Below are 23,969 nucleotides of genomic sequence, written 5' to 3'. Positions count from 1 at the left end.
TTTTAAAGTTTTTATTTCAATAAGTCAATTCTTACTTTCACTCCAAAAACCCCTTTCGGAATCGGATGGCAAAGATAATACTTATTTAGATTCTCGCAAATTTATTTTTAAATAATTTTTGTCGCTATATAAGTCCTTATGTCAACTACAATACTACTCGTCTTTCGTATTGGGATTGCAAATATACGGCTGGATTATTCGTTTTTCCAAACATACTTTACTTTTATTTTACATTCTTTCCTTAAGTTATTGGTACAATGGAAAATATTTTTTGAAATGTTTAGATATGAGAACTGAGATATTAGATTTTTGACGAGAAAAGCTCTTTTTAAAAACTAAATTATAACGGGATAGATTTCTCGACAAGCTCGAAACGACAGGAAAATTAAACTTGTTAATTACTCAAGAATGCCTTTTAACTTCATAAAATGATTAGACGTTTTGCTTTTCTTACCAAAAAGAAAAGTAAAATGGATACTTTTGAGTTAACTATTCGGGAGGAATTGTCGCAAAGCGAGAATGAGTTATTCAGTATAGTTAATAATATAATGGATACGATGCTGATGACATCATAATTAAGTTTCTATAAAAAAGCTTTTTGATAAAATCGGAGTGACAGAATCAAAAAAAGGAGAACGCTTTATTCTCCTTTTGTATCTTATTAATGTGGACCGTTACCGTTTTTATCTTTTTCCAAATCGGTATTCCAAATTTTGATTTTATCTGTTTTTTTCAAGCCAGATTTTACTTGAACATTCACTCCGTCTGTAATTCCAAGAGTGATGTATTTCTTTTCGTATTTTGCATCTTGTCCTTTACCAGAAGTAAGAATCTCAACATATGGTTTTTGGTTTTCGTCGTAACGAACATGCGCTGATTTTACCAACAATACATTTTTTGCTTCCTGCGTTACAACCTCAGCATTTGCAGAATATCCCGCACGAATAAAGTTATCTGAATCTAATTGAACTGGTGCTTTAATCTCGAACTGAACTACTCCATTCGTTGCAACTCCTTGAGGCGAAATAAAATCAAGAATCGCTGTAAAAGTTTTGTTCGGAATTGCACCAATCGATACATTAATTTTCATTCCTTCTTTTAATTTACCAACCTCAGCTTCGTCAACTTTTCCTTGGAAAATCATTTTCTTAACATCAGCCATCGTAGCAATAGTAGTACCTGTAGAGAAATTATTAATCTCTTGCACCATATTCCCAACCTCAACAGGAATATCTAAAATCATTCCCGAAGTAGTTGCTGTAATACGTGTTGTTGCATAAGCTTCCAAACCGGGAGCAATACCTGTTTGCGCAACTTTGTAATCGTTTTCGGCAGCTTTTAATTGTTGTTGAGCTGACTTATATGTCGCATTTGCATTGTCATAATCTGCACGAGGCAAAACACCTTGATTATATAAAGTTGATGTTCGATTGAAATTACGACGTTCTTGATCGACCGTAATTTGAGCCGCTTGAATAGACTGACGAGCTGCATTTAACGACTGAACATTTGGAACAACTTTCAGTTCACAAATCAACTGACCACGCTCTACATATTGTCCTTCAGCAACATTAATCGATTTTATAACACCCGAAATATTTGGCTTAATTTCAATTGTTTCCAACGGTTTTAATTCACCAGTTGCAACAGCTTTCACCTCTATATTTCCCATAAAAGGCGTTGTCGTTTCATAAACTTCATTGTCTTGGCTATTCTTTTTACCGAAATATGCAATCACACCGATTACAGCACCGATAAAAACGACAATCATCAAAATCTTTAGAAATTTTTTCATTCTTCTATATCTGTTAAGTTTTAGTTATTCATCTCTCAAAGCATCAATAGGTTTGATTTGAATTGCACGTTGAGCAGGAATCAATCCCGCTAAAGTTGCCATAATCACCATCACTGCTAAAGCTGTAAAAAGTGTAAACAAATCGATTGACGCATTATATAAAGGTATGTTTTTATTTGATGGAATGATAATTTCGTTGAGAACCATTAGTAAAAGTGCTGCAAAAATAATTCCGCCTAAACCTGCAATTAATGTTAAAACTACTGATTCTAACAAAATTTGTCCTCGAATTTGAGCAGGAATTGCACCTAATGCTCTTCGAATTCCAAATTCTTTTGTTCGTTCTGAAACTGTAATCAATAAAATACTTGCAATCGCAATAACCCCGGAAAATAATGTCATTCCTCCTACAACAATCGCTAGGAACTGCATTCCTTTTACGAATTTCATAATCTTTCCAAGCATTTCACCTAAATTAAAACCACCAATTCCCTGGTCGTCATCTGGCGAAATATTTTTAATTTGTTTCAGATATGTTTTTAATTCTTTTTCGAATGCTACAATATCATAATTATTAGGTAAACTCAAACTTAAATATTGAATCGTTTCTCCTTGATTGTATATTTTTTGAAATGTTGTAAACGGAATAAACACTTGATCTTTACTCTCTACAGGCGAAGAAGGTGTGTCGTAAACGCCGACAATTGTATAATAACTATCGCTAATTCTGATTTCTTTCCCTAAAGGTTTCGGTTTATCACCAAAAAATTGTTCGGCAACTTCAATTCCAATTACACAAACTTTCGATTCAGTTTTGATATCATCTTCATTGATAAAACGACCTTGAATAATATCTTTCCCAAACATTCGGTTTTGATCTGGATAATCTCCATTAACCGTGTAAAAATTATATTTTGTTCCGTAAGTTAATATTGAATTTGGTTTCGAGTTTCGAGGAGCTAACAACGAAATTTGAGGAAAACGAGCCTGAATTTGACGAACATCACTCATTTTCAATTCAATTGTGCGACCTTTTTGAAATCCTTGATATGGCATCGATGTCGTTCCTCCCCAAACAAATAATGAATTGGTTGCAGCATTTGCCAAATTACGGTCAAAACCATTTTGCAAACCACGTGTAACTCCTAACAATAATACAAATAAGAACATTCCCCATGCAACACCAATCATTGTTAAAATAGTGCGCAATTTATTTTTGCGAATCGCCGCGTAGACTTCGCTCCAAGCATCTGGATCAAAAACAAATTTTATAAAGTTCATTATTCGTCTCTTAAAGCATCAATAGGTTTAATACGTGCTGCATTCAAAGCTGGAATTAATCCAGAAACTGTTCCTGCAACAAATAAAATAATACAAGCCATTACCAACGAATTAGTTTCTACACCTGGATTATAAATAAAATATTCTTCTAAGCTATCTCCAATATTTTCTACAACAAGTGCCGCTAAAGCAATTCCTATTGCTCCGAAAATAATTGTAATCATAATTGCTTCTTGTAAAATCAGTCCCAAAACATTGGCTGGTGTTGCGCCTAAAGCTTTTCGAATACCAATTTCTTTGGTACGCTCTTTTACACTAAACACCATAATATTTCCGATACTTACGATTCCTGCAATCAAACTTCCTCCACCAATTACAAATACAATAATTGTCAGAATCAAGAAAAATTGATTGGTATCTTCCATTGCATCAGCCGCATTTCGCACCCAAATTCCACCATAATCAGAAGGTGCAACATTATGTCGACCTTTTATATTATATTCAATTGCATTTGCAAGTTTAGAAATGTCAGCCAAAGCCATTCCATCTTTTGGTGTTACAATAATCGATGATACTTTATCTGTAGCATAAATCGTTCTAAACGTTGTAAAAGGTGCATACAAAGCACGCTCGGCATTATCACCACCATCTTTACTTTCGAAAACACCAACCACTTGATACATACTTGAACCTAATTGCAAATACTTACCAATCGCAATCTGATTTGGAAAAAAATCTTGCGCAACCAATCGTCCAATAACAATTGATTTGGACTGATTCTCCATATCTTTTTTATTGATAAATCGACCAAGCGTTACATTTTCATTAATCATTGATTCATATTCTGGATAAACTCCAGTAATTGAATAACTTCCTGAATTAGCTTCATTTCTAATCGTATCACTTTTCGAAATTGTACTTACAATCGATTTTATTTCATCTGGAAAAGAATGTTTAATAAAATCAAAATCTTTTACATCCAATTCAATTGTACGTCCTTGTTTGAAACCATTGTAAGGTTCTGTTGTTGTACCTCCGTTAACGGTAATATTTAATGAATTTGCTTTGAAAAATTCTTGTTGAAACCCGTTCTGCAAACCATTTCCCAATCCATACAATGTAATAAACACAAAAAGCGCCAAAGCGATTGTCAAACCCGACAATGCTGTACGCAATTTATTACTTGCAATGGACGACCATATTTCGCTCCAACGGTCTGTATCAAACATATTTTATATTTAAGATTCTTTGATTTATGATTTACGAAGTTTGAGATTCGAAAATCATTAAACTCTTACTTGTTCTACTTTTTCGTCACTTACAATTACACCATCTTTAAGACGAACAATACGTTTACACATATTTGCAATATCATCTTCATGCGTCACCATTACAATTGTTTTACCTTCGTCATTAATTTCTTGAATCAGGTGCATTACTTCTTGCGAAGTCTTTGTATCCAGCGCTCCTGTAGGCTCATCCGCCAATAACAATTTTGGTTTTGCAGCCAATGCACGCGCAATTGCAACACGTTGTTTTTGTCCACCCGAAAGTTCATTTGGCATATGAGTAGCCCAAGGCTCCAACCCCACTCTTTCCAGATAACTAAGCGCTATTCTATTTCGATCCGAACGTTTTACTTTTTGATAATACAACGGTAACGCTACATTTTCTAATACATTTTTGAAACTAATTAAATTATAAGATTGAAAAATAAATCCTAAAAATTTGTTTCGATAATTAGCCGCTTTAGTTTCGTTTAACTTCTCAATTCTAACACCGTCCAATTCATAAATACCTGTATCATGCTCGTCCAACATTCCAATGATATTCAATAAAGTTGATTTCCCCGAACCCGAAGATCCCATAATCGCAACAAATTCGCCTTCCGTAATCTCAAGGTTAATTCCTTTGAGTACGTGAAGTTTGTTTTTTCCCATTATGTAGGATTTATTTAAATCTCGAATAGATATCATAGATTGTTGTAAATTTCAATAAAGATAACAGATAAGTCGAAATTATAAGAAAAATGTTACAAGCAAGTTTAAGATTTATCTTATAAATAGCGCTAAAATATTTTTCAAAATTAATTTTCAATAATTTTTGAAAGTATAGAAATTTATATATATTTGTGTAAATAATAATTGCAATGAAATTAGAAGAATCAAAAGAAAAATTTGTTCAAACTTGGGGAACTTTCGCTGTTAACTGGGGAATAAATCGTACTATGGCACAAGTTCATGCATTATTATTAACGTATAATGAACCTATTTCTACAGATCAAATTATGGAGGAATTACAAATTTCTCGCGGAAATGCAAATATGAATTTGCGTGCTTTGATGGATTGGGGAATTGTAAGAAAAGAATTGATAAAAGGAGAACGTAAAGAATATTTTGTTGCCGATAAAGATGTTTGGTATTTATTCAAACAAATTACAAAAGAACGCAGAAAGCGTGAAATAGAGCCAGTAATTGATTTTTTAGATACATTAAAAAATATTGATGATCAATCTGATGACGCAAAAGAATTTGCTAAATTATTACAAGATTTATCTTCTGTTTCAACAAAAATCAATAATATAATGGACCTTGCCATCAAATCTGATGAGCATTGGTTGGTAGGAAAAATCACGAATTTGATGAAATAATCAATTCGTATTTTTTTGAATCACAAATTTCAAAAATTATTGAAAATTCAATATGTATAATATTATTTCGTATATCATTTATCTGATTATTACTTTCTACATCACCATTTTTATTGGTTGGAAAGTGTATAAAATTGGTTTTGTGTACTTGACAAACTTAATCGATAATCATTCTGTTTGTCAATCGATTAATAATCTTTTATTGATTGGATACTATTTGGTCAATTTAGGTTTTTCGGCAATAAGTTTACAAAACTGGGAACAAGTTGACTCCATTACCATCATGTTTTCTTCATTGTCCTACAAAATTGGATTTATATTATTAATCCTCGGAATATTACATTTTATTAATTTATCAATTATTTATATTGCAAGAAAAAGCAAAAAAATAAACACTTAAACACAGCAAATTATGACAAATTACAATCTAATTGCATATTTGGTTTACTTACCAGTGGCAATATTAATGACAATCGCAGTTTCTAACGTTTTATTCAAAAATGGAAAAATATTTATGTACGATATTTTTCATCAAAAAGAAGATATTGCAAGCGCAACAAATTCATTGTTCAAAATTGGTTTTTATCTTTTGAATATCGGTTTCGCCATGCTAATTGTTTACATGACTTCTATCGCTACAACCGAAGATTTAATTGTAAAATTAAGTACAAAAATTGGTGGTTTCGCCATTTATTTAGGAATAATGTTGATGCTAAACCTTTTCTTATTTATGAAAGGCAGACGACGATCTTTACAACAACAATATTTAAGAAGTTTAGAATCTTAACAAGAAAACCTCCCAAAAGTTAACTTTTGGGAGGTTTTTATTTTAAACTGGATCAACATCAACATCAATTCGTACCGAACGAAAAGCTGCAATTGTATGCAATTGATCTATTTTTGCTTGAATTAAATCTTTTACTTTTTGAGGTGATTGATTTGGTCGAATTTTAATCATCACATCTGTAATATATAAATTATTGATTCGTCCAATCGAAGGCGTTTCTGGACCAAGTAAACATTTTGCATCAAAACTTGGTTTAAGCAAAACGACTAATTGAGCCGCCGTTTTATCCAAACGCTCTTTATTTTTATGCTTGAAACGCAACTTGATTAACCGTGAATAAGGAGGATACAAAAATTCTTTTCGCTCATACAAAATATCTTTCATCGTTGGTGCATAACTGTAGGTTGTGACATTTTGCAAAATCTGATGTTCGGGCTGAAAAGATTGAATCAATACTTTTCCTTGTTCTTGACGACGACCTGCACGACCAGAAACTTGCGTTAACAATTGAAACGCTTTTTCGTGCGCTCTAAAATCAGGAAAATTTAACAAAGAATCTGCTCGAATAACACTAACAAAATTAACATTTCCAAAATCAAAACCTTTTGTAATCATTTGAGTTCCAATTAAAATATCAATTTCTTTGTTCTCAAAATCTTCGATCAATTTTTCGTACGCAAATTTCCCTCGCATCGAATCGACATCCATTCTTCGAACTTTTGCTTCAGGAAAAATTGTTTGAACTTGCTGTTCTATCTGCTCCGTTCCCAAACCTTTTGTATTCAATTCATGCGAACCACAACTCGGGCAACGCAAAGGTTTTGCTTGTGCATAACCACAATAATGACATTTTAGTTGATTAGAGAATTTATGATATGTTAAACTGACATCGCAATTTGGACATTCGGGCGTATGACCGCACGTATTACATTCCATAATTGGCGCATATCCACGACGATTCTGAAATAAAATGACTTGCTTTTTTTGATGCAATTGATTGAAAATTTCATCACGAAGTGTATGCGAAATATCTTCTGTAATTTCTTTTTCCTTTTGCGCTTTTTTGAGGTCAATCAAATTAATTTCGGGTAATTTTATACTCCCAAAACGTTCAGTTAATTCGACATAACCATATTTTTTATTTTTCGCATTATAATAACTTTCAGCCGAAGGTGTCGCTGAACCTAATAAAACCTTCGCATTCATCATTCCTCCAAGCAACATCGCCATATCGCGCGCATGAAAAAATGGTTTTACATCCATTTGTTTATAAGAAGATTCGTGCTCTTCATCCACGATAATCATTCCTAAATTATCAAAAGGCAAATACAACGCTGTTCGTGGACCAATGATAATATCAAAATCGCCATTCAAGGTTTTCTGCCACAATTCTACACGTTCATTTTGATTGAATTTCGAATGATAAACTCCTACTCTTTCTCCAAAATGTTTTTTGATTCGATGAACAATTTGAGTTGTCACAGAAATTTCTGGTAATAAGTACAACACTTTATTTCCTTTCGCAATTACTTGTTCCATCAATTTTAGATAAATTTCTGTCTTTCCACTTGATGTTACACCATGTAATAAAACGGTTGATTTATCCTTAAAATCTTCTTTAATTTGATTTAAAGCTGCAATTTGTTTCAAGGTCAATTCAGCAATTTCAGCAACTTCTTTCTCATCTTCATCTACACGAGAAGTTTGATGTTGATAAATTTCAACTGCTCCTTTTTCTGCTAAAGATTTAAGTACAGCATTTGTCGCACCTTGTTTTATAAAATCTGCAACTTTTAGCGGTTTTTCTTGCGATTGCGTTTCTAACGTAATCAATTGCAACAAGGTTTCGCGCTGTTTTGGTGCTTTATTTAATTGATTTAAAATCTCGATAAAGGCAGTTTCATTTCCTTTTAAATCTGGATGTAATCGGACATAATTATCAATTTTTGGCGTATATTTTTCGTTCAGTTTTTCATCTAACCGAATAATTCCTTTATCAATTAATAATTTAAGTGTTGGAATTGCTGATTTCTCGTCTACAATTAAAGCTGCTTCTTCAACTGAAATGATTTCACGCAATTTCAACGCTTCAAAAACTAAGAATTCATAATCATTTAGCTCTTCAATTGTTTCATAATTTGGATTAATTAATCGAACAAAAGTTTGAGATTCTAATTTTAATGCAGAAGGAAAAGCATTTCGAAAAACATCGCCCAGTGAACACATATAATAATTCGCCATCCATTCCCAAAAATTAATTTGCGTTTGCGTCACCAAAGGTTCATCATCCAAAAAAGCATGAATCGCCTTTGTTTTGTATAATTCTGGCGCATTTTGATGAATAGAATGTACAATTCCTGTATATAATTTTTGCGTTCCGAAAGGCACGGAAACACGCTGACCAACTTTAATTTGCTGTAAATCAATTTCAGAAAGATGGTATGTAAATGTTCCATTTAATGAAAGTGGTAAAATAATTTCGGCAAAATAATTCGTTGTCATTTTATATGATTAAAAACGCAAGTTAAACATTTTTTTGTGTTAAGAATGAAGATTACAATTGCTTAAAATTTCACAAATTATTAATATTTCATTTTCAGATAGTTTGAAGAATTAATACTAATTTTAAGAGAATTCAAAAACTATCATTATGTTACATGCCATTTTAGATCAGATTTCGGAATCGGAAAAACCAATTATAAAAATCATTTTCAGAAATGATGATACGCGTGTTGTTGCTTTTGGACTAAAAAAAAGTTTGAAATTAATCGATCATCAATTACCTGTAAATGCAAAAATTTTAATGCTGAAAGGTGAAATAGAAATTGATTCAAAAATTGAGATTGTCAATTTAAAAGAATTTGACGAATATATTCTTCCTCCAAAAGTTATTCATCAAGTGACTTCCTTACAAGATTCGATGATGTTGGTTATTCTAAATTTTAATAAAAAAAGTTTTTAAAATATAGTTAAACTCTATTTATTTACACTATAAAAAACTTTATATTTATGATTATTAATTTATCAAAATATGAAACTACTTTTCTCATTAACTACTCTCCTTACCTTAGCCCTATCTTCTTGCAGTACAAGTATTAAACACGATCGATTATTTACTGGAACGATTGTGAGAGATTGTACAGGAACTTACATTCGTGTTGATGACAAAGAGGATTATTTGGTTTGTAACAATGAAATATTTTCAGACAAAAAAGAAGGTGAAACCGTGAGTGTTATTTATGATTTTGAAAAAACATGCAAAGAGTTAGAAAATAAAGCAACTTGTATGATGTATCATGAACATAAAGGCAAGATTAGAATCAAGAAAAATAATAATTAATCAAAAAATCCACTCAAATTGAGTGGATTTTTGCTTTATATAAAATACGATTATTTCGATTTTTTACGACGCTCTAATTCTTTTTCAATCAGCATCAATTCGCGTCCTGTTTGTCCTGCAACAGAAGTGTTTTCTTGTGCTCGACGAACCAAGTAAGGCATTACTTCTTTGATTGGCCCGTAAGGTAAATATTTTGCAATATTGTATCCTAAATGCGCCAAGTTGAATGAAATATTATCACTCATTCCAAATAATTGTCCAAACCAGAAATTTGGATTATTTTTCTCAATTCCGTTTTCGTTCATCAATTTGATTAACAATTCGCAACTTTCTTCGTTGTGCGAACCTGCGAATAAACCAAAACGCTCGTGATGAGAAGCAATAAATTCTAACGCTAGATTATAATCTCTATCCGAAGCTTCTTTGTTTGGTTGAATTGGAGATGGATAACCTTCGGCTTGCGCACGTGCACGCTCTTTCTCCATATATGCTCCACGCACAATTTTGAATCCTAAGAAATATCCTTCGCGCTCTGCTTTTGCATGCATTTCTTTCAAATAAGCCAAACGATCATGACGATACATTTGCAACGTATTCCAAACTAATGCACGTTTTGTGTTATATTTCACCATCATTTCGTCAGTCAAATCATCTGCAGAACCTTGCATCCAAGTTTCTTCTGCATCTACCATGATATTAACATCCAAATCATATCCTTTTTGACATACTGCCTCGAAACGTTGACGAATATTAGCCCAAGATTTTTCTTCTTCTGCAGTTAACGTTTGTTTCTTCCCTACTTTTTCAAATAATTCGATTCGACCAAATGCAGTTGGTTTAAATACTACAAATGGAATTGATTGATTAGATTTTGCTAAATCAACCAAGTGTAACATAACGTCACGAACTTCGTCAAATTGTTTTTCTTCTGTTAATCCTTCGATAGAATAATCTAAAATAGAACTTACGTGATATTTAAATAATTCATTTGCGACAACCACACCTTGTTCTGCCGTTTCTCCTCCTACAAATTGTTTGTAGATTGTTTCACGAATTACAGGTTTTACGAATGGGATATCTACCGCAAATGGTAAATTAAAAAACTTAGTTCCAAAACTTGTCAATGCGGGGCTTCCGATTAACTTGTATAAGTAATACGCTTTCTTTAAATCTTTATCTGATTTCGATTCGAAAGCAAACTGTGTATTGTCGAATAAAGACATGTGAGTTAACTATTTTTTGTGTTAATATAACGTTACAAATTTATAATTAAAACCTGATTAAACTAAAAAAACCTACAAGAAATTCTTGTAGGTTTTTGATATATTTTAAAGATTGCAAATAGTTGCCTATTCTTATCCTTTTTTAGCGTATTTGCTTCTGAATTTGTCGATACGTCCTGCAGTATCAACCAATTTAGTTTTACCTGTGTAAAATGGGTGAGATGTAGAAGAAATCTCCATTTTGATTAATGGGTACTCTACTCCGTCAACAACTAATGTATCTTTAGTATCAGCACAAGATTTTGTGATGAACACATCTTCGTTAGACATATCTTTGAATGCTACCAAACGGTAATTTGTTGGGTGGATATCTTTTTTCATTTTTTTAATCTTCTTTGTTAACTTTATTGGAGTGCAAAGATAATATTATTTACAGAATGTTACAATCAATTTTATTGAAAAAACATTTAAAACAATACATTAAGCAAATTTAATTTCGAGTGTAATGGGCTTCTTAAAATTAAACCTGCACTTCTTGTACACATTTTTCGTGGTGCAAATATAAACATTTTAGTAATTCGTACAAATATTTTTGGTGAATCTATTCATAAAAATCTATTTTTTATCTTTGTCCATCTACAATAAAACCTATTATTTGCTGTTTAAACTTATATAATGAATCATAATTTTATGAACGTAAAAACATTAATCGCCGGACTTGGTATTGCTTCTTTGATTGGTTTTCAATCTTGTCGCGATGATTTTGACTATGATCCAATTAGTTCTGAATTGCGCTTTAGCAAAGATACCGTTTCCGTAGATACCGTATATAATTTCTCTAAATCTGAAACCTATCTGCTTAAAATTTATAATCCTGAGAATGATGATCGCGTGATTCCAAAAATATATTTGACACGTGGAAATAATTCATTTTTCAATATAAATGTAGACGGAAAAGCAGGAACAAGTTTCGAAAATGTGCCGATTCGCAAAAAGGATAGTTTATTTATTTTTGTTGAAGTAAATGCTCAAGAAGCGCCTCTTAATCCGCTTTACGATGACGAAATTAACTTTAAAACAACCAATTCTTCTAAAAAAATCAAGTTACTTTCTTGGATAGAAAAAGCTAAAATTCATACAAAAGATGCTACAATTTCTTCTGCAAATTGGAATATGGACGAAGCCCAAGTAATTGACGGAAATTTAACTATTACAAGTGATTTAACAATTGATAAAGGTGCAAAAGTTTATTTCAAAAAAGGAGCAAGTTTAACAGTTGGAAACAATGCAAAACTTACTGTAAATGGAGCTTTGAATGAAGAAGTGAAATTTCGTTCAGCTCGTCATGATAATAAATACGATTCGATTCCTGATCAATGGAACAAAATCGAACTAGCTCCAAATAGTACATCAAAAATCAATTATGCAAAAATTATTGGTGCAGATACTGGTTTACACGTAAATAATTCGAAATTAGATATTAGTAATGCTAAAATTGTTAATAATCAATCGTATGGAATTTTAGCAACAAACGCTACAATTACAGGTTACAACTTGGTGATGAATAATAGTAATTTGGCAACTTTAGCAATAGAATATGGTGGTTCGTACGAATTTTATCATTCTACTTTTGCCAATTATTACAATTTTGCGACAAGTGCTGGTCCAGCTTATTCGCTTTTCTTGAGTAACGAAAACAATGATAAAAATGTTTCGGCTTTGACAAAAGCAACGTTCGGAAATTGTATTATATATAATGAACGCACGCCAAATGCTATTTTATTGGATAAAAAAGATGGTGCGGCTTTCAATTATTTATTTGACACCAATGTTATTCACAATGCGGATACTTCAGTATTAAATGTGACAACTGCGCCAAATTTCTTGGCAAGTATTACGTTAGATCCGATGTTTGAGAATACAAATTATTTCGCAAATAAATTAGCTGTGAAAAATGAATCACCTGCTAAAGGGAAAGGAAAAATATCTTTTGCGCAACAATATCCGTTAGATTATAACGGACAACCTCGAGGAACAACTCCTACAATTGGAGCATTTCAATAAAATAAATAAGGTCGAGTAAAACTCGACCTTATTTATTTATTATTTAACTGAACAGATACTTTTCCTTTAAAATCATCTCCTTTAAAATTGATTCTATAACTTTTATAAGATTCTAAATGAATAGATTCTTTTTTATTCATTTTTCCTTTCGAAGCACTACCTATTTGAGTTAATTCTTTTCCTGTATAATCTACAATCGAAAAATCCATTAAACCATTTTTTTGTTTCACTTCATAATCTAATTCAAGTTCTATATCTTGATTTGTTTTCAAGAAATAATAAACTTCTCCTTGCATTTGTGTAAAGTCCAAAACGATTTGATTATTATTTCGTCTAATCACTTTTGTTGCTGAATATGTTGTTCCTTCTGTTTTATAAATTCCATCAATACTCAAATATCTTGACGCATTCGTTGACACATTCGAAACAGTTGAAATTGTAATACAAGATTGCACCAACATCACTGCAAAACACAATAAAATAAATTTTCTCATAACATCATATCTTTACTATTAAGATGCATGTTTTATAAAAAAGTTACAACAAAGATTTAAATTCTATTCGTTATTTCTCGTACCAAAACACCAACAACTCCTAAAATAACCACCTCATCATTTTCGTGTATTTGAACACAATCTTTGTAATTTAGATTTATCGCAATCAGTTTATTGTTTATTTTATCAAAGCGTTTCAACGTATAATCTTCATTATTAACAGAAACAATAATATCATCGTGATGCAACGGAATAAGATCTGTCCGAATCACCAAAATATCATTTTTTTGATAAACAGGATACATCGAATCTCCACCAACGACAATCAAAAAAGTAGATTCGGGATGCGTTAAATAACGTTCGTCCAAACTTATTCTATCGTCCACAAAATCTTCTGCAGGTGAAGGAAATCCAGCATTTACATGACCAAAATTCGGAATATATTTTTTCTCACCATCTGTATTTATAACAAAAAGGTTGAGTTCTTTGTCTAACATTTTTATCTCTCCATTCATTTTTTCTATCGTTTAATACACCACCAACAAATCTTTCCACTTGGTTGTATAACAAGGTGATAAATTATTTTGACGCATTTTCCACGTTTTATTCAAATCTTGCGAAGCTAATTTTATTTTTGCCGCACCAAATTTTTTGTTCAACAAATCGATGACTTTCATCAAATCTGGGTGATTTGGATTTTCTTCTTCAAAAAGCGATAATTGTTTTTGATCTGACGAAACAATTCCAGACACCACTACTCCAGCCTTTTTGTACTCATAACCATCTTTATAAATTTGCTCAAACGCTTTAATTGCAAATTTGGACAACGTTATACTTGAATTCGATTCGTAAGGTAAATGGACCGAAATTGTACGGTAATATTGTGGTTTATTTCTATCAAAATTATTGGTCTGAATAAAAACTGTAACCAAATTGCAAGAAGAATTCTGTTTCCGAAGTTTCTCAGCACACGAAACCGAAAAAGTAGCAACACGCTCTTTTACATATTCAAAATCGTTGGTATATTCTTCAAAACTACGCGTCGTTGCAATACTTTTCTTTGCCGAAATCGCTTCTAAATCTAACACCGCTTCACCTAACAAATCTTTTTTCAAACGCAAACCTACTATCGAAAATTCTTTCCGAAGAAAATCATCTTTTAATTGTACAAAGTCCAACGCTTTATTGACACCAATCATTCTCAAACGTCGTGACATTCGTCTACCAACTCCCCAAACATCTTCGATATTTAACCATTTTAACGCTTTATGGATTTGTTCTTGAGTCTGAATAACATAAACTCCTTGATGAACTTCTGGAAATTTTTTCGCAATATGATTCGCTAATTTCGCCAAGGATTTAGTTGGTGCAATTCCAACACAAACTGGCAATTTTGTAAACTGATAAATTTTAGATTTGATTTCTAATCCGTAATTTTTCAAATCAAAACGATCAAATCCATTCAATTTTAAGAAACATTCGTCTATCGAATAAATTTCTTGATCGGGCGAATACAACGATAAAATCGACATTACACGATTGCTCATATCCGCATATAATTGATAATTTGACGAAAAAACTTTGATTTTTTTCTGTTCAAAAATACGTTGAAATTGATGCGCAGGCGCACCCATTGGAATTCCAGCTAACTTCGCTTCGGCAGAACGCGAAATTACACAACCATCATTATTAGACAATACTACAATTGGCTGATGAAGAAGCTTCGGTTGAAAAACACGATGGCAACTGGCGTAAAAATTATTACAATCTATCAATGCGAACATAGTGCAAAGTTGAGAAGTTAAAACGCCACATTGTGTCATCGAAAATGTTAATTTATTCCAAAATAAAAAACCACTCAAATGAGTGGTTTGTATCCTTATTTAATTTTATATTTTTTATGCAAATCTTTTATTACAACAGCTGGTTCATAAACCGTTTGAAATTTTATTGGTTTACTGTTTTTGAAATATTGTACTTTCAGCCACGTATCATTATTATCTAACTTTGTATAGCTGTTACTTTTTTCCAAGACTTTATCGTTCACCGTACTTAAAATTGCAAAATAATCGAAATTATTACGCTGACCAATTTCTGCTGCTCTCAACAAAGCATAGTCAAACGTTTTGTCTTTTTTATTGTATTCGTTTCCATCAAAACTAACAATATACGTATCATTGTTCACCTTTTCTTCGGTATAACCGCCTGTACCATTATCTTTTTGGTATGCAACAGCCTTGCTGTTATGACAACTTGCTAAAGCAAAAATGAAAGCTCCAGCACATAAAATTTGAGTTAATTTTTTCATATCATTATAATTGGTTATTGTGCTTTAACAAAAGTTATTCCTTTTAAGATATGTTTTTGATATTTCTAAATATTTTCTTAACAAATTATTTTTGAAGAAAATACTTTTTTATAAACATTTCTGATTAATAGTATGTTTTTCACATATTTAAAATCAATTTCAGTGCAATATATTTAACATTCTATTAACTCATTGATTCTAATAAAAATCATTTAAGTTTTAATGCTTTATCTGATAAACTCACCTATTTTTGTAAATCAATTATAAGTAATGAGTAAATTAGAAAAATATCTATTTTCTACCAGAACCATGACGGTCTTGCTATTCATCTACGCAATCGCCATGGGTTATGCCACTTTCATTGAAAATGACTACGATACGGCTACTGCAAAAGCTGTTATTTACGAGGCAAAGTGGTTTGAGGTATTAATGATTTGGTTGATCGTTTTGTTCTTAATGAATATCAAACGATACCGATTATGGTCAAAGGAAAAATTGCCTTTATTGGTTTTCCACTTAGCATTTTTGTTTATTTTTATTGGAGGAGGAATTACTCGTTACATCAGTTTCGAGGGTGAAATGCCTATTCCAGAAGGAGGAACAAGTAACGAAATTACATCGTACAAATCTTATTTCAAGATGATGGTTGATGATGGTACACAACGTTTAGCGTACGACAATCATCAATACAACATGACGTATTTTGACAGAAAAGATAGTACAAGTTCTTTGTTCCGTAGACACTTTGAAGGTGAATATCAGTTCAAAGATAAAGTCATTAAATTAAAAACTTTTGATTACGTACCTCACGCTTTAGATACGGTTGTAAGAAAAAAAGAAGGAATTAATGTTTTAGAAATCGTGACAGTTGGACAAGCTGGACGTAATTCTGTTTTCATCAGAAATGGTGAAATAAAAAGTGTTAATGGAACTTTAGTTTCGTACAATAGACCGCAAGATGGTGCGGTACAAATTACTGGAGAAGGAGAAAATTTGGTTATCAAATCGCCTTTCGAAGGAGAATATGTACAAATGGCTGGACAACAAGTTGGACAAATTACAGACATGCAAAAATTGCAAGAAGGTGCTGGAAAAGTTGAATTTAATGTTCCTGCTCCATTAAAACTACGTTCGTTATATACAATCAACGGAGCGCAATTTGTAGTTCCAAATCCGGCTTTCAAAGGTGAAGTTTTATATCGACAAGGTTCTAAATTTAAAGCAGAAGAAAAAAATCTTCCTGGTGCAATTAGAGCTGAAGTTATTGTTGGTGATAAACGCGATACAGTAACAATTGTTGGAGGAAAAGGTGTCACAAATTATTCTGCTGATGTACAAATTGACGGAATGAATATTTCGTTAGGTTACGGTTCTAAGTTAGTGAAAGTTCCATTTAGCATTCGTTTAGATGATTTTATTTTAGATCGTTACCCTGGTTCTACAAACCCTTCTTCTTTCGAATCTAACATTACAGTTATCGACGAAGGGAAAGAAACAAAACATCACATTTATATGAACAATGTAATGGATTATAAAGGTTACCGTTTCTTCCAATCGAGTTATTTCCCAACAGAAGACGGAACTATTTTACAAGTTAACCAAGACTGGTGGGGAACTAACATTACCTATTTAGGATACTTCTTATTATTTGGAGGAATGTTTGTTTCATTATTCTGGAAAGGAACTCGTTTTACACAATTAAACTCTATATTAAAAAGTTTACATACCAAAAAAGTAAATATTTTACTTCCATTATTTTTACTTTCTGGATTAGCATTTGCTCAAAATCCAAGTACTACTGATGGAGGAAAAAATGGACATCAAAAAATTCAGACTGATTCGGAAAAAGGGAACGTTCATTCATCAGAGCACATTGGTAGTTTTTCTACAAAAATGGCTGATGGAGATGAATTAGCGAAGAATGTAAAAATTCCTGACGAACACGCTGATAAATTTGGTCATTTACTTACACAAGATATCGAAGGACGTATAAAACCTCTTAATACACAAGCTTTAGAAATCCTTAGAAAAGTTTATAAAAAAGATAAATTCCACGGATTATCTGCCAATAAATGGTTTATTTCTTTGCAATTAGATCCTGCTTATTGGGTAAATGCTCCGATGATTGAAGTTGGTGATAAAGGTGGTGATCGTTTAAAGAAAATTACAAGTGCAAACGAAGATGGTTATACATCTTTAATGAATTTGATTGATCCAAAAACAACTCGTTTCAAATTAGACAAAGCCTATAACGAAGCATTCTCAAGAAAACCTTCAGAGCGTTCTAAATTTGATGAGGAAGTAATTAAAGTTACAGAGCGTTTCAATATTTTAGATCAAACTGCAAAAGGTTATCAATTAAAAATAATTCCAGTTCAGAATGATCCTTCAGAGCGTTGGACTTCTTGGATTTATCAAACACAAGAAAATCCTGTAGAAATCGATACAATGGCACTTGGAATGATTAGTGTTTATTTTAACATGGTTTCGAAAGGATTAGAAAATGGTAATTGGACGCCTGCAGATAATGCAGTAGATTATATCGATAAATACCAACAAAAATGGGGTAAAAATGTTGTGCCTTCTCCAACAAAAGTTGAGATTGAGGTGTTATACAATAAATACAACGTTTTCTTTTGGGTGATGATTGCTTATTGTATGGTTGGTGGAGTCTTAATGATTTTATCATTCATTCAGTTATTTTCAGAAAGCAAAGCACTGCATCGAATTATCAATGTTTGTTTGGGATTAATATTTATTGTCTTTATCATACAAGCCGCAGGACTTGGTGTTCGTTGGTATTTAACGGGACACGCACCTTGGTCTAACGGTTACGAAGCCATTGTATTTATTTCATGGATTAGTGTTTTAGCTGGATTGTTATTATACAAAAACCGAAACGCATTTATTCCAACAACAGGAGCTATGGTTGCTGTAATTATGATGGGATTTGCACACGGAGGTTCTATGTTAGATCCACAAATTACACCACTTGTTCCTGTACTAAAATCATATTGGTTAATTGTACACGTTGCGATTATCGTTTCATCTTATGGTTTCTTTGGATTAAGTGCTATTTTAGGAGTTTTCTCATTAATTATCATGATGATTAAACCAAATAAAAAGATTGAAATTTCGCTAAAAGAAATGACTTACGTTTCTGAAATGTCATTAACAATTGGTATTTTCTTACTTACCGTTGGTACATTCTTAGGAGGTATGTGGGCAAACGAATCTTGGGGACGTTACTGGTCTTGGGATCCAAAAGAAACTTGGGCTTTCGTTTCTGTAATTGTTTATGCAGTTGTTTTACATATGCGTTTAGTTCCAGGATTGAGAGGGAAATTTGCCTTCAATGTTGCAGCAATGTGGGCTGTTTGGACAGTAATTATGACGTATTTTGGCGTTAACTATTACTTATCTGGATTACACTCATACGCAGCCGGAGATCCAATTCCAATTCCATTCTGGGTTCCTGCAACAGCAGTCGCAATGTTAGTTTTATCTATTGCAGCTTGGTATTTCCAAAACAAAGTTTACCACGTAAAATCAAAAAATTAATTTCTTTAAATATTATAAAATAAAAAAGCTCATCCAAAGATGAGCTTTTTTATTTTAACCTACTTTAACTTACAAATCATAACATTTTTTTTAAATTTGTTTAAAATAGTACGCAATGAAATATTTATTCATCGGATTTTTAGGGCTATTTATAGCTTGTAATGCGCAAGAAACTAAGAAAGTTTCTAAAAAGCAAACCATTCATCAAACAACAAAAACACCTCAAAAAGTGAACAAAATTTACGATTATACATTCAAAGATATCAATGATGACGATTTTAATTTCGCGGATTTGAAAGGAAAGAAAATCTTAATTCTTAACACAGCTTCAAAATGTGGTTACACACCTCAATATGATGCTTTAGAAAAATTGTATCAAGAATATAAAGATCAAGGTTTAGTTATTGTTGGATTTCCTTCAGACAATTTTGGAGGTCAGGAATTTGACAACAATGAAGAAATTGCAAGTTTTTGTAAATTAAATTATGGCGTAACTTTTCCTTTGATGTCAAAAAGTGATGTAATTGGAAAAAATCAAAATGAAATTTTCAAATTCTTAACAAAAAAATCATTGAACGGAAAATCTGATAATGATGTAAAATGGAATTTTACGAAATTTTTGATTAACGAAGACGGAACTTTAGAGGCTTCTTATCCATCAAAAGTAACTCCAGATTCAAAAGAAATAATAGATTGGTTAAATAAATAGTAAATGAAGTTAGATATTCTTGCAATTGGAGCTCATCCTGATGACGTAGAATTGGGATGTGGAGGAACACTTGCAAAAGAAATTAAAAACGGTAAAACAGTTGGTATTCTCGATTTAACAAAAGGAGAATTGGGAACTCGTGGTACTGATGAAACGCGCCGTGTAGAAGCAAATGATGCCAAAAACATTTTGGGAGTTGCTGTAAGAGAAAATCTTGGAATTCCTGATGGTTTTTTCTTGAATGATAAAGAAAATCAATTGAAAATTGTCGAAATCATTCGCAAATATCAACCTGATATTATTTTGAGTAATGCACCTCACGATCGCCATCCAGATCATGGAAAAGGTTCAGATTTAGTGAATACTGCTATTTTCTTATCGGGTTTACCAAAAATTGATAATGGATTACCAGCTTGGCGTCCAAAAAAGCACTTCCACTACATTCAATGGTTGCCTTTAGAACCTCATTTTGTAATTGATATTTCTGGTTTTGTTGATACAAAAGTGGAAGCTTGCATGGCGTATAAAACGCAATTTTTTGATCCAAATTCGAGCGAACCTCAAACACCAATTTCATCGAAGAATTTTACAGATTCTATCCGATATCGTGCATATGATTTAGGAAGATTAATCGGAACTGAAGGTGGAGAAGGATTTATTTCGCGAAGTTATATTGGCGTAAATAATTTAGATTCTTTAATTTAGAAATAAAGGTGTAAAAAACCTTTATTTTTTTGTCAAAATTATTTGCAAGTACCGATTAATAGGCTATATTTGCAGTCCAATTGAGAGATTAAATAAAAGTTAATTTCGCAATAAAAATGGTGATTGTAGCTCAGTTGGTTAGAGCGCCGGATTGTGGTTCCGGAGGTCGTGGGTTCGAGACCCATCATTCACCCTAAAACTTTAGAATTAGTTTCAAAAGAAATTCAAACCAAATGGTGATTGTAGCTCAGTTGGTTAGAGCGCCGGATTGTGGTTCCGGAGGTCGTGGGTTCGAGACCCATCATTCACCCTAAAAACTTTAGAATTAGTTTCAAAAAAAATTCAAACCAAATGGTGATTGTAGCTCAGTTGGTTAGAGCGCCGGATTGTGGTTCCGGAGGTCGTGGGTTCGAGACCCATCATTCACCCATATTAAATCTCAATTTCAATAGAAGTTGAGATTTTTTTATTGAATTAATATCAAAACTTGGGAGCAATGCAAAAATTTGTGATAATCTGAATAAGAAAAAAGCTCTATCTCTAACTTCTTACAATTGCATTCTAAAGCTTTTTAATTTTTGGATTAGGAGTCAGGATTCTTGGTTATTTTAAATTATATTTTTATGGATAAAAAAAATAAGAATGATTTTTAGTTTGATTCTTCGTTGTAAATTTACCAAAACATTCAAAATGAAAAAATCATCAATATTCTTAGGAATGATTGCTTTTGCTGGAGTTTTAAGCTCTTGTTCAACTCAAAAAACAGCAGCAGAATCAACTCAAACCTCAATAGAAATGACAAAAGATTACGCTTTTCAATATTATGCTCAAGTTCCATTAACAACAGATATTTCGCATTTAACAAAAAACGAAAAAGAGATTTTACGTTTGATGTTCAAAACGGCAGATATTATGGACGATTTATTTTGGCAACAAGCTTATGGTGCTAAAATAGATTTGATGGACGAAACGAAAGGTGAAGCCAAAGAATATGCAAAAATAAACTACGGTCCTTGGGATAGATTGAATAACGAAACGCCTTTTATAAACGGTATTGGAGCAAAACCTGCTGGTGCAACTTTCTATCCAATTGATATGACGAAAGAGGAATTTGAACAAGCAAATATCAAAGATGGTAAATCTCCTTACTCAATTATTCGTCGTAATCGTGAAGGAAAATTATATTCGATTCCATACCACGAAAATTTCAAAAATCAATTATCAAAAGCCGCTGAATATTTAACAAAAGCATCAGAATTAGCAGAAGATGCTGGGCTTAAAAAATATTTAAAATTACGTGCTGCAGCTTTGATAAGCGATGATTTTTATGCAAGTGATTTGGCTTGGATGGATATGAAAAATGCAAATATTGATATGGTGGTTGGTCCGATTGAAAATTACGAAGATCAATTGTTTGGATATAAAACTTCATATTCTGCATATATTTTAGTAAAAGATATTGAATGGTCGAAAAAATTGGCAAAATTCGTTCAATATTTACCAGAATTACAGAAGAATTTACCTGTTTCTGCAAATTACAAAAAAGAAATTCCTGGAACTGATTCGGATCTTAATGCGTATGATGTGGTGTATTATGCGGGAGATTGTAACGCTGCTGGAAAAACAATTGCGATTAATTTACCAAATGATGAAAAAGTTCAACTAGAAAAAGGAACGCGCCGTTTGCAATTAAAAAATGCTATGAAAGCGAAATTTGATAAAATTCTTGCCCCAATTGCAACTGCTTTGATTGATGAAAGCCAACAGAAAAACATCAAATTTGATGCATTCTTTTCTAATGTGATGTTTCACGAAGTGGCGCATGGTTTAGGAATCAAAAATACAGTAAATGAAAAAGGTTCTGTCCGCGATGCTTTAAAAGAAGCTAATTCAGCTTTAGAAGAAGGAAAAGCTGATATTCTTGGTTTGTATATGGTGAATCAATTGTTGAAAAAAGGTGAATTGACAGGAACACAAGAAGATTATTTTGTGACTTTCTTGGCTGGAATCTTACGTTCAGTTCGTTTTGGAGCAAGTTCTGCACACGGACAAGCAAACATGATTGCGTTTAACTATTTTGCTGAAAATGGAGCTTTCGAAAAAACTACAAATGGACGTTACAGAGTAAATGTAGCTAAAATGGAAAAAGCAATGAATGGTTTATCAGAATTAATTTTGACACTTCAAGGAAATGGAGATTATGATGGTGTAAAAAAATTATATGCTGATAAAGGAATTATTCACGACGATTTACAAAAAGATTTAGATGTCTTGAAAACAAAAAACATTCCAGTTGATGTTGTTTTTGAACAAGGTCCAAAAATGTTGGGATTGTAAAAATAGATTCAATAAAAAAGCTTTCTCAAAATTGAGAAAGCTTTTTTGTTATTCATATAATTTCGTAGCAAAATCCTTCATCGGATTTCTAACTTTTTTCATTGGCGCTAGCCAATCTTCACTGTCTCTGTATCCCAAAGGAAGCATTAAAACGCTTCGCATTCCTTTTTCTTTCAAATCAAGCAAATCATCCAATTCAGCATTATCAAAACCTTCCATTGGCGTACTATCAATTTTCAATTCTGCTGCTTGAGCAAGAGCAAAACCTAATCCAATGTATGCTTGACGAGCTGTATGTGCAAAATTTTCTTCAGAAGTTTGAGGCAAATAAATTCCTTTCAATTTATCTGTATACGAACCAAAACGACCTCTTGGCAAATCTCTCTCATCCGTTGTATAATCGTAAATTGCATCAATACGATCTTCTGTATAACGATCCCAAGCTACAAAAACCAATAAATGCGAACAATCTACAATCGCTTGCTGATCATAGGCAATTGGAACAATTTTTTGTTGCAATTCTTTATTTTTAATAACTAAAATTCTGAACTGTTGCAAACCTGATGAAGTTGGTGCTAAACGAGCTGCTTCAACAATTTTTTTAACGTCTTCTTCTTCAACAATTAAAGACGGATCATATTTTTTTGTAGCGTAACGCCATTTCAAATCATCTATTAAAGACATAATTACTTATTTAAAATCTTTCTAAAAATAC

Annotated in this window: 22 protein-coding genes and 3 tRNA genes; 13 read left to right on the top strand and 12 right to left on the bottom strand. The window is 32.1% G+C overall.

Going from position 1 to position 23,969, the window contains the following annotated elements:
- Nucleotides 1-661: 661 nt before the first annotated feature.
- From G0Q09_RS09545 to G0Q09_RS09530, 4 genes are read right to left on the bottom strand one after another with little or no spacing between them, the layout of a single operon-like run.
- Nucleotides 662-1,795 carry an efflux RND transporter periplasmic adaptor subunit gene (locus G0Q09_RS09545; RefSeq protein WP_219034695.1) on the bottom strand — a complete coding sequence of 378 codons (1,134 nt, stop codon included), beginning with the start codon at nt 1,793-1,795 and terminating at the stop codon, nt 662-664.
- A gap of 24 nt (nt 1,796-1,819) precedes the next feature.
- On the bottom strand, nt 1,820-3,076 hold the full coding sequence (locus tag G0Q09_RS09540; protein WP_038335695.1) for an ABC transporter permease: 1,257 nt from the start codon (nt 3,074-3,076) through the stop codon (nt 1,820-1,822).
- The gene (locus G0Q09_RS09535; protein WP_038335694.1) at nt 3,076-4,305 is read right to left on the bottom strand and encodes an ABC transporter permease; all 1,230 of its coding nucleotides are present in this window, start codon (nt 4,303-4,305) and stop codon (nt 3,076-3,078) included. The genes G0Q09_RS09540 and G0Q09_RS09535 overlap by 1 nt, the downstream gene beginning before the upstream one ends.
- 57 nt (nt 4,306-4,362) lie before the next feature.
- Nucleotides 4,363-5,052 (bottom strand): ABC transporter ATP-binding protein, encoded by a 690-nt coding sequence (locus tag G0Q09_RS09530; RefSeq protein ID WP_219034694.1) that lies wholly within the window; start codon nt 5,050-5,052, stop codon nt 4,363-4,365.
- A 173-nt stretch (nt 5,053-5,225) separates the two neighbouring features.
- On the opposite strand from G0Q09_RS09530, the gene G0Q09_RS09525 reads away from it, so the two are divergent.
- The 3 genes from G0Q09_RS09525 to G0Q09_RS09515 are packed head-to-tail and all read left to right on the top strand — an operon-like array spanning nt 5,226 to nt 6,513.
- Nucleotides 5,226-5,726, top strand: a complete 501-nt coding sequence (locus tag G0Q09_RS09525) for a GbsR/MarR family transcriptional regulator (RefSeq protein ID WP_115001201.1) — start codon at nt 5,226-5,228, stop codon at nt 5,724-5,726.
- Nucleotides 5,727-5,778: 52 nt separating this feature from the next.
- Entirely contained in the window at nt 5,779-6,126 is a 348-nt protein-coding gene (locus tag G0Q09_RS09520) for a hypothetical protein (protein ID WP_115001203.1), read from the top strand.
- 12 nt (nt 6,127-6,138) lie between these two features.
- Complete coding sequence (locus tag G0Q09_RS09515) at nt 6,139-6,513, top strand: hypothetical protein (protein ID WP_115001205.1); 375 nt, start codon at nt 6,139-6,141, stop codon at nt 6,511-6,513.
- Between the two features lie 42 nt (nt 6,514-6,555).
- Here G0Q09_RS09515 and priA read toward each other — a convergent pair whose 3' ends face one another.
- Nucleotides 6,556-9,015 carry a replication restart helicase PriA gene (gene priA / locus G0Q09_RS09510; RefSeq protein WP_219034693.1) on the bottom strand — a complete coding sequence of 820 codons (2,460 nt, stop codon included), beginning with the start codon at nt 9,013-9,015 and terminating at the stop codon, nt 6,556-6,558.
- A gap of 148 nt (nt 9,016-9,163) precedes the next feature.
- Here priA and G0Q09_RS09505 point away from each other — a divergent pair, with 148 nt between their 5' ends.
- Nucleotides 9,164-9,475 carry a cupin domain-containing protein gene (locus G0Q09_RS09505; RefSeq protein ID WP_115001209.1) on the top strand — a complete coding sequence of 104 codons (312 nt, stop codon included), beginning with the start codon at nt 9,164-9,166 and terminating at the stop codon, nt 9,473-9,475.
- Nucleotides 9,476-9,544: 69 nt separating this feature from the next.
- Nucleotides 9,545-9,853, top strand: a complete 309-nt coding sequence (locus tag G0Q09_RS09500; protein ID WP_115001211.1) for a hypothetical protein — start codon at nt 9,545-9,547, stop codon at nt 9,851-9,853.
- A gap of 50 nt (nt 9,854-9,903) precedes the next feature.
- Here G0Q09_RS09500 and G0Q09_RS09495 read toward each other — a convergent pair whose 3' ends face one another.
- Nucleotides 9,904-11,076, bottom strand: a complete 1,173-nt coding sequence (locus G0Q09_RS09495; RefSeq protein ID WP_115001213.1) for a proline dehydrogenase family protein — start codon at nt 11,074-11,076, stop codon at nt 9,904-9,906.
- A 132-nt stretch (nt 11,077-11,208) separates the two neighbouring features.
- Nucleotides 11,209-11,457, bottom strand: coding sequence for a type B 50S ribosomal protein L31 (locus G0Q09_RS09490; RefSeq protein WP_038335685.1), 249 nt, complete (start codon nt 11,455-11,457; stop codon nt 11,209-11,211).
- A 294-nt stretch (nt 11,458-11,751) separates the two neighbouring features.
- On the opposite strand from G0Q09_RS09490, the gene G0Q09_RS09485 reads away from it, so the two are divergent.
- The gene (locus tag G0Q09_RS09485; RefSeq protein WP_257468169.1) at nt 11,752-13,140 is read left to right on the top strand and encodes a hypothetical protein; all 1,389 of its coding nucleotides are present in this window, start codon (nt 11,752-11,754) and stop codon (nt 13,138-13,140) included.
- Between the two features lie 32 nt (nt 13,141-13,172).
- Here G0Q09_RS09485 and G0Q09_RS09480 read toward each other — a convergent pair whose 3' ends face one another.
- The 4 genes from G0Q09_RS09480 to G0Q09_RS09465 form a co-directional block, all read right to left on the bottom strand.
- Nucleotides 13,173-13,634: a hypothetical protein gene (locus G0Q09_RS09480; RefSeq protein WP_219034692.1), complete on the bottom strand. Its 462-nt coding sequence runs from the start codon at nt 13,632-13,634 to the stop codon at nt 13,173-13,175.
- Nucleotides 13,635-13,690: 56 nt separating this feature from the next.
- Nucleotides 13,691-14,149, bottom strand: coding sequence for a LexA family protein (locus G0Q09_RS09475; RefSeq protein ID WP_115001214.1), 459 nt, complete (start codon nt 14,147-14,149; stop codon nt 13,691-13,693).
- A gap of 12 nt (nt 14,150-14,161) precedes the next feature.
- Complete coding sequence (locus G0Q09_RS09470; protein WP_219034697.1) at nt 14,162-15,418, bottom strand: Y-family DNA polymerase; 1,257 nt, start codon at nt 15,416-15,418, stop codon at nt 14,162-14,164.
- A 95-nt stretch (nt 15,419-15,513) separates the two neighbouring features.
- On the bottom strand, nt 15,514-15,942 hold the full coding sequence (locus G0Q09_RS09465; RefSeq protein ID WP_180906237.1) for a CC0125/CC1285 family lipoprotein: 429 nt from the start codon (nt 15,940-15,942) through the stop codon (nt 15,514-15,516).
- Nucleotides 15,943-16,212: 270 nt separating this feature from the next.
- Here G0Q09_RS09465 and G0Q09_RS09460 point away from each other — a divergent pair, with 270 nt between their 5' ends.
- The 7 genes from G0Q09_RS09460 (at nt 16,213) to G0Q09_RS09430 (ending at nt 23,254) form a co-directional block, all read left to right on the top strand.
- On the top strand, nt 16,213-19,503 hold the full coding sequence (locus G0Q09_RS09460) for a cytochrome c biogenesis protein (RefSeq protein WP_219034691.1): 3,291 nt from the start codon (nt 16,213-16,215) through the stop codon (nt 19,501-19,503).
- 115 nt (nt 19,504-19,618) lie between these two features.
- Nucleotides 19,619-20,212 (top strand): glutathione peroxidase, encoded by a 594-nt coding sequence (locus tag G0Q09_RS09455; RefSeq protein WP_181816287.1) that lies wholly within the window; start codon nt 19,619-19,621, stop codon nt 20,210-20,212.
- 3 nt (nt 20,213-20,215) lie between these two features.
- Nucleotides 20,216-20,917, top strand: a complete 702-nt coding sequence (gene bshB1 / locus G0Q09_RS09450; protein WP_125349099.1) for a bacillithiol biosynthesis deacetylase BshB1 — start codon at nt 20,216-20,218, stop codon at nt 20,915-20,917.
- 118 nt (nt 20,918-21,035) lie between these two features.
- Nucleotides 21,036-21,111: transfer RNA gene (locus tag G0Q09_RS09445), tRNA-His, on the top strand.
- A gap of 41 nt (nt 21,112-21,152) precedes the next feature.
- Nucleotides 21,153-21,228: transfer RNA gene (locus G0Q09_RS09440), tRNA-His, on the top strand.
- A gap of 42 nt (nt 21,229-21,270) precedes the next feature.
- A tRNA-His gene (locus tag G0Q09_RS09435) sits at nt 21,271-21,346 on the top strand.
- 261 nt (nt 21,347-21,607) lie between these two features.
- Nucleotides 21,608-23,254 carry a DUF8614 domain-containing protein gene (locus G0Q09_RS09430; protein WP_125349098.1) on the top strand — a complete coding sequence of 549 codons (1,647 nt, stop codon included), beginning with the start codon at nt 21,608-21,610 and terminating at the stop codon, nt 23,252-23,254.
- 48 nt (nt 23,255-23,302) lie between these two features.
- Here G0Q09_RS09430 and G0Q09_RS09425 read toward each other — a convergent pair whose 3' ends face one another.
- Entirely contained in the window at nt 23,303-23,938 is a 636-nt protein-coding gene (locus G0Q09_RS09425) for an NAD(P)H-dependent oxidoreductase (protein ID WP_114999737.1), read from the bottom strand.
- Between the last annotated feature and the right edge of the window lie 31 nt (nt 23,939-23,969).

Source organism: Empedobacter falsenii (genome assembly GCF_019308355.1).
Taxonomy (GTDB): domain Bacteria; phylum Bacteroidota; class Bacteroidia; order Flavobacteriales; family Weeksellaceae; genus Empedobacter; species Empedobacter falsenii_B.
This window is presented reverse-complemented; position numbering and strand designations above follow the sequence as displayed.